Source organism: Streptomyces sp. NPDC127190, from assembly GCF_042672505.1.
Lineage (GTDB): Bacteria > Actinomycetota > Actinomycetes > Streptomycetales > Streptomycetaceae > Streptomyces.
In genome coordinates this window covers 172,619-184,884 of record NZ_JBHXVE010000004.1, presented here as the reverse complement: position 1 = coordinate 184,884, position 12,266 = coordinate 172,619, and the positions used below count along the sequence as shown (strand labels likewise).

7 protein-coding genes are annotated in these 12,266 nt (G+C 69.2%); 3 read left to right on the top strand and 4 right to left on the bottom strand.

Annotated features, from left to right (window positions below; all coding sequences use genetic code 11):
• Positions 1 to 13: 13 nt before the first annotated feature.
• On the bottom strand, positions 14 to 2,386 hold the full coding sequence (locus tag ACFVIU_RS08965) for a DUF6049 family protein (RefSeq protein WP_385841542.1): 2,373 nt from the start codon (positions 2,384 to 2,386) through the stop codon (positions 14 to 16).
• A gap of 256 nt (positions 2,387 to 2,642) precedes the next feature.
• Here ACFVIU_RS08965 and ACFVIU_RS08960 point away from each other — a divergent pair, with 256 nt between their 5' ends.
• A complete protein-coding gene (locus ACFVIU_RS08960) occupies positions 2,643 to 4,085 on the top strand; it encodes a CCA tRNA nucleotidyltransferase (RefSeq protein ID WP_385841541.1) in 1,443 nt (480 codons plus the stop codon).
• A gap of 116 nt (positions 4,086 to 4,201) precedes the next feature.
• Here ACFVIU_RS08960 and ACFVIU_RS08955 read toward each other — a convergent pair whose 3' ends face one another.
• From ACFVIU_RS08955 to ACFVIU_RS08945, 3 genes are all read right to left on the bottom strand, one after another.
• A complete protein-coding gene (locus tag ACFVIU_RS08955; protein WP_385841540.1) occupies positions 4,202 to 5,464 on the bottom strand; it encodes an MFS transporter in 1,263 nt (420 codons plus the stop codon).
• Positions 5,465 to 5,568: 104 nt separating this feature from the next.
• The gene (locus ACFVIU_RS08950) at positions 5,569 to 6,651 is read right to left on the bottom strand and encodes an inositol-3-phosphate synthase (RefSeq protein WP_014673757.1); all 1,083 of its coding nucleotides are present in this window, start codon (positions 6,649 to 6,651) and stop codon (positions 5,569 to 5,571) included.
• A 43-nt stretch (positions 6,652 to 6,694) separates the two neighbouring features.
• Complete coding sequence (locus ACFVIU_RS08945) at positions 6,695 to 7,378, bottom strand: PadR family transcriptional regulator (protein ID WP_385841539.1); 684 nt, start codon at positions 7,376 to 7,378, stop codon at positions 6,695 to 6,697.
• A gap of 396 nt (positions 7,379 to 7,774) precedes the next feature.
• On the opposite strand from ACFVIU_RS08945, the gene ACFVIU_RS08940 reads away from it, so the two are divergent.
• Both ACFVIU_RS08940 and ACFVIU_RS08935 read left to right on the top strand, forming a co-directional pair.
• Positions 7,775 to 10,501, top strand: a complete 2,727-nt coding sequence (locus tag ACFVIU_RS08940; protein WP_385841537.1) for a transglycosylase domain-containing protein — start codon at positions 7,775 to 7,777, stop codon at positions 10,499 to 10,501.
• Between the two features lie 128 nt (positions 10,502 to 10,629).
• Positions 10,630 to 12,174, top strand: coding sequence for a glycosyltransferase family 87 protein (locus tag ACFVIU_RS08935; protein ID WP_385841536.1), 1,545 nt, complete (start codon positions 10,630 to 10,632; stop codon positions 12,172 to 12,174).
• Positions 12,175 to 12,266 lie beyond the last annotated feature (92 nt).

Sequence of the window (12,266 nt, the reverse complement as noted above, 5' to 3'; positions counted from 1 at the left end):
GCCACGACATCGCTCAACGGTCCACTCTCTCACCCGTCCCGGACGGGTCGGCGCTTTCCGGTGCGGTGTCCGGCGCAGGGTCACTCGGCTGCTCCGGGTCGTCTGCCCCGGACACGGAGTCGGACTCCTCCGGGAGACGGTCGCCGGACGGTCCGGGGTTCCCCGGCTCCTCGGCGCCCTCACCCGCGGCGTCGGGACCGGACTCCTCGGCCCGGCGGGCGGCCGCGCGCTTGCGCTGGGTGTACATCCGGAAGCCGGCGAGGACCAGCAGCAGCACGCCGCCGCCGATGACCAGCATCACGGTGGGCGTGACCTCGGTGACCTTCACGTCGAAGGTGACCGCGTCACCGTACGGCTGGCCGTCCTCGGTGTAGAGCCGTGCGACGACCGTGACCCGGCCGTTGGCGTTGGCCGAGGTGGTGAACTTCACCGACTGGCTGTGTCCGCCGGAGATCTCGACGGGCTCCTCGTCGTAGGCCTTGCCGCCGATCTTCAGGCGGGTCGGCATGGTCGAGGTGAGGCGCAGCACCAGGTGGCCGACCGGCTGCACCAGGTTGTTCTGGACGGTCACCGGGATGGTGGCGCTGCGGCCGGAGAGCTTGGTCTCCGACTTGTCGATCAGTTTGACCTGGTCGGCCAGCTCGTCGAGCCATGCCTTCACGCCGCTGCGGTAGGCATCGGCCCGGCCGCTGCGACCGCGCCACGACGTGGACATCTCCCGGTTTATGGCCAGCCCGAACGGGGTCACCACCCGGGACTGGTCGGAGAGGATCACCCGGAAGCTGTCGAGCTTCCCCTGGGTGCTCGCGATCTCCTCGAACGCCGCCTGCGGCAGCTCCTGCCGGCGCAGCGACGAGGGGTAGCCGGACGTCGACGGAATCCGCGTGGTGGCGTTCGGGTCCGGCTTGTCCTTGGCGGCCGCGCTGAGGTCCTCGGACTGCGACCAGGTGCCGCCCTGGAGCGCCTTCAGCGCCGTCGCCATCGCCTGCGCCTGGCCCGCCGTGGGCATTCGCTGCGGGGCGACGACGATGCTGCGCTGCTTGTCCGTCTGCTCGTTCACCTCGAGGCTCTGGGCCAGGAACTGCTGCACCGCGAGCGTGGCGGCACCCGCCTTCGACAGATCGCCGTCGAACGCGGTGGACAGCCGGGCGTCCGCGACCACCGCCGTGGTGCCGCCGCCGACCGGGCGGGCGGCGGAGGGCGTGTAGGACAGCCCCGCGGTCTCCTGGAGGCTGTCGCTGCGGGCGATCACCCGGTCGGCTCCGGCGGAGGTCGCGACCTTGATGATCGAGGGGTCCACGGCGCCGTCCACCGGCCAGGCGAAGTCGGTGGTGGGTGTGACGTGCAGCACCGTCTTGACGGTGGTGGCGGCGACGTCGGTGGCGTCCTTGAGGTGGCTGAGCGAGCCGGTGACGCGGGTGCCGTTGTGCGCGAGGGAAGCCAGGTCCGGGTCCGCGAACGGCAGCGCGACGACCTCCTTGCCCGTCACCGCCTGTTGCAGGTTCGCCAGCCACTGCTTGGCGACGGCCTGGTGCTCGGCCGAGCCGGGCGTGGTGGTGCCGCCGGCGCCCTGGAGCCGGTAGTTGCCGGTCGCCATCCTGTCGACCGAGGCCAGCAGGTCCGGGTCGATCACCCAGGTGACGTCGAGGTCCTTGCCGAGGTCCACCATCCGGGCCAGCCGGCCGCCGGGTGCCAGCTCCTTGGCCAGGTCGTCGTCGAGGAAGACCGGGGTCTGCAACTCACCGGCGCCGGTCTTGGCCGTCATATGGACCGTGGAGAGCAGCGGCCACAGGAACGTCGTCTTCGTCTTGGTGTCGGCGTCGGACGGCTGCCACGGCAGGAAGGTCCGCTGGATGCCCAGCGGCTGGTCCCAGGGCTGGGCGGCGGTCTTGCCGGACAGGGAGACACCGAACTCGTAGACGCCCTCGTCACCGAGGTCGAGCTTGTCCACGGGCACGGAGATGCTGAAGCGCTCGGCGACGCCCGGGGCCAGCTTGGCGAACTTCTGCTGGTACTTGCCGCCGACCTGGGAGCCCGTACCGCTCTGGAGATCGTCGGCGTGCCGGGCGACGTCGTCGATCGCCGCGCGGGTGGTCAGCGGGGCGCCGACCTCCAGATCGACATGGGCGCCGGTGACGGGCTGTTTGCCGTTGTTGGTCACCGTGCCCGAGACGGTCAGCGTGTCGCCGTCCGTGGGGGCGTTCGGCGTGAGTGAGTCCAGGGAGACGGCCACCGTGTCCGAGGAGGCCGCCTGTGCGGGCGCCGCGGCGGGCAGCTGGAACAGACCGGCCAGCAGCGGTGCCCCGGCGAACAGCGCTCCTGTACGCCGGAGCCACCGGCGGGCAGGTGCGGCACTGGTCCCGTGCAAGTCAGCCGCCTCGGCCACGCGCTCGCCCGTCCCTCGTCGTGTCAGTGGTCGTCGGATTGTGCGTCCACGCATGGTAACGATGCGCGCGAAGAGGAAGTGCCGCGGTCTCCTCCACAAGATCGGGGAGCTGAGGTCTGCCGTCCTCTCTATCCAGTATCGGGGGAAGAGCCGCTATGCGCCGCAAGCACCGTGCTTGCGGCCGGTATGACAGAGAGTGTCCCCGGCCCCTTATGCGGGAGCCTCCGGGCGCCCGGGGCACGTACCCTCTTCTGTTGTGCCGAACCCCAACGAAGACACTCCCTCTGCCCTGAGCCAGGCGCAGCACCGCGCGGTCGCCGAGCTGCTGCGGGTGGCGCCCGTCGCCGACGACCTCGCCCGCCGATTCCAGGAGGCCGGGTTCTCGCTCGCCCTGGTCGGCGGATCGGTCCGCGACGCGCTGCTCGGCCGGCTCGGCAACGACCTGGACTTCACCACCGACGCCCGTCCCGAGGACGTGCTGAAGATCGTCCGACCATGGGCGGACGCCGTCTGGGAGGTGGGGATCGCCTTCGGCACCGTCGGCGCGCACAAGGGTGGCTACCAGATCGAGATCACCACCTACCGGTCGGAGGCGTACGACCGCACCTCGCGCAAGCCCGAGGTGTCCTACGGCGACTCCATCGAGGACGACCTGGTCCGCCGTGACTTCACGGTCAACGCGATGGCCGTGGCGCTGCCGCAGAAGGAGTTCATCGACCCGCACGGTGGCCTGGAGGATCTCGCGGCGCGGGTGCTGCGGACGCCGGGCACCCCGGAGGAGTCGTTCTCGGACGATCCGCTGCGGATGATGCGGGCCGCCCGCTTCGCCGCCCAGCTGGACTTCGAGGTCGCCCCCGAGGTCATCACCGCCATGACCGACATGGCCGGGCGCATCGAGATCGTCTCCGCGGAGCGGGTCCGTGACGAGCTGAACAAGCTGGTCCTCTCCGCGCACCCGCGCAAGGGCCTGACCCTGCTGGTGGACACCGGGCTGGCCGACCATGTGCTGCCCGAGCTGCCGGCGCTGCGTCTGGAGCGCGACGAGCACCACCGGCACAAGGATGTCTACGAGCACACGCTGATCGTTCTGGAGCAGGCGATCGAGCTGGAGCAGGACGGTCCCGACCTCACGCTGCGGCTGGCCGCCCTGCTGCACGACATCGGCAAGCCGCGGACGCGCCGCTTCGAGAAGGACGGCCGGGTCTCGTTCCACCACCACGAGGTGGTCGGCGCCAAGATGACCAAGAAGCGCATGACCGCCTTGAAGTACTCCAACGAGCTGGTGAAGGACGTCTCCCGGCTGGTCGAGCTCCACCTGCGCTTCCACGGCTATGGGACCGGGGAGTGGACGGACTCGGCGGTCCGCCGCTACGTCCGCGACGCGGGCCCGCTGCTGGACCGGCTGCACAAGCTGACCCGCTCCGACTGCACCACCCGCAACAAGCGGAAGGCGGCCGCGCTGTCCCGGGCCTACGACGGCCTGGAGGAGCGCATCGCCCAGCTCCAGGAGCAGGAGGAGCTGGACGCGATCCGCCCGGACCTCGACGGCAACCAGATCATGGAGATTCTGGGCGTCGGTCCCGGCCCGGCCGTCGGCAAGGCGTACAAGCACATGCTGGAGCTGCGCCTGGAGAACGGCCCGATGGAGCATGACGCCGCGGTGGCGGCGCTCAAGGAATGGTGGGCTGAGCAGAGCTGAGCCGCTTCGGGCTGGGCGCCGGAGATGTTTCACGTGAAACACTCCGCCGTCCCGACGGGCCGAGGGGTCGGTGTTTGACGTGAAACATCGACCCCTTTGCCGTTGTGCCGGCCGTCTCAGCGCCGCTGGAAGCGAGCCAGGGCCACGGCGACCCCGCCGTAGACGAGGGCCACCAGGACGACCAGCGCTGGGGAACGGCCGTCCGGCGGGAGCATGAGAGCGGCCACTCCGGCTGCCCCGACGAACGCCACATTGAAGAGGACGTCGTACACGGAGAAGATCCGGCCGCGGAAGCCGTCCTCGACACAGGCCTGCACGATCGTGTCCGTGGCGATCTTCGCGCCCTGGGTGATCAGACCCAGGACGAAGGCCGCGACCAGGAGCGGCCCGGTGGCGAAGGGCAGGCCGAGGGCGGGTTCGAGCACGGCGGCGGAGCCGGAGCACACCACGATCCAGCGGCCCGGGCCGAGCCGTCCCGCTGCCCAGGGCGTCACCACGGCCGCCGCGAAGAATCCCGCCCCGGACAGGGCGAGCGCCAGACCGAGCAGCCGGAGTCCTTCGTCCGGACTGGAGGACAGGGTGTAGCGGCACAGCATGAGCAGCAGGACGAGGAGCGCGCCGTAGCAGAAGCGCATCAGCGTCATCGCGGCCAGCGCCCAGGCCGCGCTTCTCCGGCCGGGGGTGGTCAGATGCCGGACGGCGGCGAGCAGCTCGCGGGCCGTGCGGGCGAGCGCCGTCCCCAGCCGGGGCCGGTCGGGCGGTGGCTCGGGGCCGAGGAGAGCGGGCGGCATGCTCAGGGCCGCGAGGCCGGCGCACAGATAGAGAAAGGCGCCCAGCAGCACGACGGCGGCATCGGAGCCGGATGCCACGAGCCGTACGAGGAAGGCGAGGCCGCCGCCGGCGGTCGCGGCGAGGGTCCCGGCCGTCGGGGAGAGGGAGTTGGCGAGCACCAGGCGTTCGCTGTCGACCACCCGGGGCAGGGCGGCGGACAGCCCTGCCAGGATGAAGCGGTTGACGGCCGTGACGCACAGGGCGGAGAGATAGAAGAGCCAGCTCGGTGCGGGGCCGAGCATCAGCGCGGCCGTGACCGCGGCCAGCAGGGCGCGCAGCAGGTTGCCGTACAGGAAGACCTGACGGCGCCGCCAGTGGTCGAGCAGGATGCCTGCGAAGGGGCCGACCAGCGAGTAGGGGAGCAGCAGGACGGCCATCGCCGAGGCGATCGCCGTGGCCGAGGTCTGTTTCTCCGGGGAGAAGACGACGTACGCGGCGAGCGCGACCTGGTAGACGCCGTCGGCGCCCTGGGAGAGCAGGCGAACGCAGAGCAGACGCCGGAAGTGCCGCAGGCGCAGCAGGACACGCAGGTCACGGACGACGGGCATGGGGCACAGCCTCACACATGCGGAAGGTCCCCGGGTCGGGCAACCCGGGGACCCTCACAGCCCTGGCAGGAGCGTTCTCGTGCGAGCGGTCGCCCTCAGGCGGTTTAGCGCTCGACCTCGCCGCGGATGAACTTCTCGACGTTCTCGCGGGCCTCGTCGTCGAAGTACTGGACCGGCGGGGACTTCATGAAGTACGAGGACGCCGACAGGATCGGGCCGCCGATGCCGCGGTCCTTGGCGATCTTCGCGGCGCGCAGGGCGTCGATGATGACACCCGCGGAGTTCGGGGAGTCCCAGACCTCGAGCTTGTACTCCAGGTTCAGCGGGACGTCACCGAAGGCACGGCCCTCGAGGCGGACGTAGGCCCACTTGCGGTCGTCCAGCCAGGCCACGTAGTCGGACGGGCCGATGTGGACGTTCTTCTCGCCGAGGTCCCGGTCGGGGATCTGGGAGGTGACGGCCTGCGTCTTGGAGATCTTCTTGGACTCCAGGCGCTCGCGCTCGAGCATGTTCTTGAAGTCCATGTTGCCGCCGACGTTCAGCTGCATGGTGCGGTCCAGGATGACACCGCGGTCCTCGAACAGCTTCGCCATGACGCGGTGCGTGATGGTGGCGCCGACCTGGGACTTGATGTCGTCACCGACGATCGGGACGCCCGCCTCGGTGAACTTGTCCGCCCACTCCTTGGTGCCGGCGATGAAGACCGGGAGGGCGTTGACGAAGGCGACCTTGGCGTCGATGGCGCACTGCGCGTAGAACTTCGCCGCGTCCTCGGAGCCCACGGGCAGGTAGCAGACCAGGACGTCGACCTGCTTGTCCTTCAGGACCTGGACGACGTCGACCGGCTCGGCGTCCGACTCCTCGATGGTGGCGCGGTAGTACTTGCCGAGGCCGTCGAGGGTGTGGCCGCGCTGGACGGTGACACCGGTGGTGGGCACGTCGCAGATCTTGATGGTGTTGTTCTCGGAGGCGCCGATCGCGTCCGCGAGGTCGAGGCCGACCTTCTTGGCGTCCACGTCGAACGCGGCGACGAACTCGACGTCACGGACGTGGTAGTCACCGAACTGGACATGCATCAGGCCGGGGACCTTGGACGCCGGGTCGGCGTCCTTGTAGTACTCGACTCCCTGCACCAGCGACGCGGCGCAGTTGCCCACGCCGACGATGGCTACGCGAACCGAACCCATTCCGGTTGCTCCCTGTGTGTACGAGTGAGGCCCTGAATGGGTCTCACGTGGCGGTGTCGTCGGGCGTATCCGTCCGGGGGGTTTCCCCGGTACGGGGCAGGCCGCCCGTCGATCCAGTGGTGGTGTCCTGCTGAGCGGACTCCCCGGATGCGGAACCCCTCAGGTCCCGCCCGGCCCGCTCGCTCTCGATGAGCTCGTTCAGCCAGCGCACTTCGCGCTCCACGGACTCCATCCCGTGGCGCTGGAGCTCAAGCGTGTAGTCGTCGAGGCGCTCCCGGGTGCGCGCCACGGAGGCGCGCATCTTCTCCAGGCGCTCCTCCAGGCGGCTGCGCCGGCCCTCCAGCACGCGCATGCGCACATCGCGCGAGGTCTGCCCGAAGAAGGCGAACCGCGCGGCGAAGTGCTCGTCCTCGTACGCGTCGGGGCCGGTCTGTGAGAGCAGCTCCTCGAAGTGCTCCTTACCTGCCGCCGTCAGCCGATAGACGATCTTGGCGCGGCGTCCGGCGAGCGGAGCGGCGAGGGCGTCCTCATGGGTGCTTCCGGGCTCCTCGGTCAACCAGCCGTTGGCGAGCAGCGTCTTGAGGCAGGGATACAGGGTCCCGTAGCTGAAGGCTCGGAACACACCCAGAGACGTATTGAGTCGTTTGCGCAGCTCATAGCCGTGCATCGGGGACTCGCGGAGCAGGCCGAGCACGGCGAACTCAAGGATGCCGGAGCGCCGGCTCATGGTCGCCTCCTCTCGGTCCCACAGGTCGGTCCCGCGGGCCTCGCTGTGCTTCTCAGCGTCTTTATCTCGTGCTGATGTATCGACTCGATACATCAGCACGATAGAACGGCCTGAGGTATGCGACAAGAGGGGCCGCGGTGAACGGGATCACATCACCGATTCGTACGAGGTGAGTTGCCTGATTTGCGGTGAACTTCGGGGCTCGGCGGGTTTTGGCGGTGCGTAGTCTGTGCGGCATGCAGACCACCGGGAACCAAGCGACGCCTGGGGAGCGTCGTCGTCCCCGGTGCAGTACGGGTGAATGCGCAACCGCCCACATCCGTACTTCGGGGGGACCGGAAACCAGCCGCTGTTCCAGGCGCGCACGGGCGCGCCTGCCCGAGGAGTAATCGTTCGATGAGCGAGCACCGTCGCAAACCGCCGCAGCCGCAGGATGGCGGACGTGCCGCGGCCCGGCGCGGCCAGTCCGGCTCGTCCTCCGGTCGCCGTGCGGCACCGCGAAGCGCCACCGGGTCTTCTGCCGACTCCTATGGGTCCAGTTCCTATGGGACCGGCTCCCCTGACCCGGGAGGTGAACAGCGTCCCCCTGGTGGCCGGGCCGAGGCCCGCCGGGCGGCGCAGAAGGGCGGACGCCGCAGAGGCGCCGACAACGCGGGCCCCGGCGGTCGGCGCGGTGGTCCGGGCGGTCCGACGGGCCCCGGGCGCGGCAGGGGCCGTGCGGCGACGGCGCCCGGCAAGAAGCGGATCATCGACTACCCCCGGGCCGAGAAGTTCGGGTGGCGGCGCTGGGTCCCGTCCTGGAAGCTCGTGACGGGCCTGTTCATCGGCTTCCTCGGAAGTCTGGTGGCGGTCGCGGGCATCGGGTACGCGATGGTGAGCGTGCCGAACGTCCAGCAGATCGCGACGGCGCAGAACAACGTCTACTACTGGTCCGACGGCTCGCAGATGGTCGCCACCGGTGGCGAGGTCAACCGGCAGATCATCAACTACGCCGACATCCCCAAGGAGATGCGCTACGCCGTCATCTCCCAGGAGAACAAGACCTTCGAGACGGACAGCGGCGTGGACCCGAAGGGCATCGCGCGCGCCGTCCTGAACATGGCGCGGGGCGGCGAGACGCAGGGTGGTTCGACGATCACCCAGCAGTACGTCAAGAACGCGATGCTGAACGACCAGTCGCAGACGATCTCCCGCAAGTTCAAGGAGATCTTCGTCGCGATCAAGGTAGGCGCCACCGTCAAGAAGAAGGACATCATGGCGGGCTACCTGAACTCGGCCTACTTCGGCCGGGGTGCCTACGGCCTCGAAGCCGCCTCCCGCGCCTACTTCAACGAGGAGGCCAAGAACCTGAACCCGGGCCAGTGCGCCTTCCTCGCGGCCATGCTGAAGGGCGCCACCTACTACGACCCGGCGGGCGCGGTCTCACTGGACCCGGCGGCCACTCCCGACGCGAACAAGAAGCGTGCCCAGCTCCAGATGCAGGACACCCTCGACAAGATGGTGAAGTACGGCCATCTGAGCCAGGCGGAGCGGGCCAAGTACACGACCCTGCCGAAGGTCCAGAACCCCCGGTCGAACAGCCGGCTGAGCGGTCAGATCGGTTACCTGGTCGACCTCGCCAAGTCCTACCTGATCAACAACAGCGACAAGACCCACGTCACCGCGGACGATCTCCAGAAGGGCGGCTACCGGATCTACACCACCTTCGACAAGAAGAAGGTCCAGGCGCTCGAAGCCGCGGTGAAGAAGGTCCAGAAGACGAACATCAAGCCCAAGCTGCGGCCGAAGACGGACACCCACGTCCAGTTCGGCGGCGCCTCGGTGGATCCGTCCACGGGTGCCATCCGGGCCATCTACGGCGGTGAGGACGCGACCAAGCACTTCACCGATAACGCCGACTCGACCGGTGCCCAGGTGGGCTCGACGTTCAAGCCGTTCGTGCTGGCGGCGGCCATGAAGTGGGGCGTGCGCAACCCGGACGGGCCGCCCAACCAGGCCCAGGACGAACGCACCATCGCCTCCCCCAAGAGCCTCTACAGCGGCGAGAACAAGCTCAAGATCCGGAACTACGACCACACCGTCTGGAAGGACAAGGACGGCAACGAGTGGCTCCAGACGAACGACGGCGGCGAGTCCATCGGTCACGCGCCCGACTACAAGATCGACCTGCGTGAGGCCATGCAGTACTCGGTCAACTCCGCGTACGTCCAGCTCGGCATGGACGTCGGGCTCGACAAGGTGAAGTCGACGGCGCTGGACGCGGGCATCCTGGACAGCAGCCTCGCCAGCGCGAACTACCCGTCGTTCTCGATCGGTACCTCCTCCCCGAGCGCGATCCGGATGGCCGGCGCTTATGCCACCTTCGCCGCCAGCGGCGAGCAGAACGACCCCTACTCGGTCCAGAAGGTCGAGAACAAGGACGGTCTTGTCTACCGGCACACCGCCGAGGCCCATGACGTCTTCACCCCGGCCGTGGCGGACAACGTCACCGACGTCCTGAAGACCGTGGTCGAGAAGGGCACCGGTACCAACGCCCAGCTGCCCGGCCGTGAGGTGGCCGGTAAGACCGGTACCACGGACGGCAACAAGTCCGCCTGGTTCGTCGGCTACACCCCGCAGCTCTCCACCGCGATCAGCATGTTCCGCCTGGACGACAACGCGAACAACAAGACGCGGACCTTCCTGGAGATGTATGGGACCGGCGGCAAGGAGGAGATCCACGGTGCGTCGTTCCCGGCCGAGATCTGGCACGACTACATGTTCCAGGCGCTGAAGGGCCAGCCGGCGCAGCCGTTCCCGACCCCGGAGCCGATCGGCAAGGTGCTCAACGCCGCGCCCAGCCCGGCACCGACGCCGTCGGCCACCCAGAGCCCGACCCAGAGCGCGTCGCCGAGCCCGTCGCCCAGCGCGTCCTCTCCGTCCCCCTCGCCGTCGGCGAGCCAGACGTGCAACGGCTGGGGCTGGAAGTGTGACACCACCGGAGGTACCGACACGGGCGGTGGTACCGACGGCGGCCCGTCGCCGTCGCCCAGCGTCACGGACACCTCCACGACCGGAGGCACCACCCGGGGCAACGGCAACGGCAATGGCAACGGAGGCATCTTCGCTGGTCCGACCGGTTAACCAAGCGGTCTGACCGTTGGGCGGCGCTCAGGCCCGCCCCGTGTGTTTCACGTGAAACAAGGGCCGCCGCACCTCCAGGTGCGGCGGCCCTCGGCGTTTTCCTGGGCAGGTACGGCAGGATGTGGCCCATGCCCAGTGCAGAGACGACGCCCGCGAGCGTGCATGAGCCCGAGTACGGGCGGCCCGCCCCGGCGGAAACGGTGCAGCCGACCAAGGAGGACGAGGTCGCCGCGGCCGGCAGTGAGCTGATCGGTGGTCCCATCGGGCGGCGCGCCCTGCTCGGGACCTCCTGGTGGACCCCTGTCCGAGTCGTCGCACTCGTGGCGATCGGCATGTTCGCCCTCGGACTGGTCCAGAAGGCGCCGTGCTATCACACCGCCTGGTTCTACGGCGCGAGCAGCCAGTACACGAAGGCCTGCTACTCGGACATCCCGCACCTCTACCAGGGGCGCGGGTTCGCCGACCATCTCGTGCCCTACTTCGACAGACTCCCGGACACCATCTCGGGAGGCATGGGCTACCTCGAATACCCGGTGCTGACCGGCGTGTTCATGGAGGTGGCCTCCTGGCTGACGCCGCACAGCGGCACCATCCAGCACCAGGAGCAGTGGTACTGGTTCGTCAACGCCGGGATGCTGATGGCGTGCGCGGCGGTCATCGCCGTATGCGTGGCCCGTACGCACCGCCGGCGTCCCTGGGACGGACTGCTGGTCGCCCTGGCGCCCGCCTTCGCGCTGACGGCGACCATCAACTGGGATCTGCTGGCGGTGGCGCTGACGGCCGCCGCGATGCTGATGTGGGCCCGGAGCCGTCCGGTGGCCTTCGGTGTCCTCCTGGGGCTCGCCACGGCCGCCAAGCTCTATCCGGTGTTCCTGCTCGCCCCGCTGTTCGTGCTGTGCTGGCGGGCCGGCAAATGGCGGGAGTACGCCCAGGCCGTGGGCGGTGCGGTGATCGCCTGGCTCGTGGTGAACCTGCCGGTGATGCTCTTCGCCTGGGAGGGCTGGTCGAAGTTCTACACCTTCAGCCAGGAGCGGGGCGTGGACTTCGGTTCCTTCTGGCTGCTCTGGGCCCAGAACACGACCAACCCGCCCAGCACCGACTTCGTGAACTCCGCCGCCATGGTGCTCGTGGTGCTGTGCTTCCTGGGGATCGGCGCGCTGACGTTCGTCGCCCCGCGCCGGCCGCGCTTCGCCCAGCTGGCCTTCCTGATGGTCGCGGCCTTCATCCTCACCAACAAGGTCTACTCCCCGCAGTACGTCCTGTGGCTGGTGCCGCTGGCCGTCCTCGCCCGGCCCAAGTGGCGGGACTTCCTGATCTGGCAGGCCTGCGAGGTGGCGTACTTCCTGGGCATCTGGATGTACCTCGCCTACACGACGAGCGGAGAAGCCCACAAGGGCCTGCCGCCGCACGGCTACCACTGGGCGATCGCGCTGCATCTGCTCGGCACGCTCTACCTGTGCACCGTCGTCGTACGGGACATCCTGATGCCCGAGCGGGACGTGGTGCGCCGGTCCGGCGACGACGATCCCTCGGGCGGGGTACTCGACGGCGCGGAGGACGTCTTCGTGCTCACCAGCGTGGCCCACACCCCGCGGCACGCGGCCCAGTTCGGCACTCCGCAGGTGGACTGGGGGCGCCCGGAAGTGGCACCTCACCAGGACGGTTCGCTCTGAGCGAACGCGCTGGGCGGCGCATCCGAGGGCATGAAGAAGGCCGTACACGAGGAATCGTGTACGGCCTTCCCGCTGTTCGGTGCGGAGCTGCT

What these genes read in the sequence shown, in the direction of transcription:
- ACFVIU_RS08955 (WP_385841540.1), bottom strand. Translation starts at nt 5,464, where the DNA reads ATGCCCGTCGTCCGTGACCTGCGTGTCCTGCTGCGCCTGCGGCACTTC.
- ACFVIU_RS08950 (WP_014673757.1), bottom strand. Translation starts at nt 6,651, where the DNA reads ATGGGTTCGGTTCGCGTAGCCATCGTCGGCGTGGGCAACTGCGCCGCG.
- ACFVIU_RS08945 (WP_385841539.1), bottom strand. Translation starts at nt 7,378, where the DNA reads ATGAGCCGGCGCTCCGGCATCCTTGAGTTCGCCGTGCTCGGCCTGCTC.
- ACFVIU_RS08940 (WP_385841537.1), top strand. Translation starts at nt 7,775, where the DNA reads ATGAGCGAGCACCGTCGCAAACCGCCGCAGCCGCAGGATGGCGGACGT.
- ACFVIU_RS08935 (WP_385841536.1), top strand. Translation starts at nt 10,630, where the DNA reads ATGCCCAGTGCAGAGACGACGCCCGCGAGCGTGCATGAGCCCGAGTAC.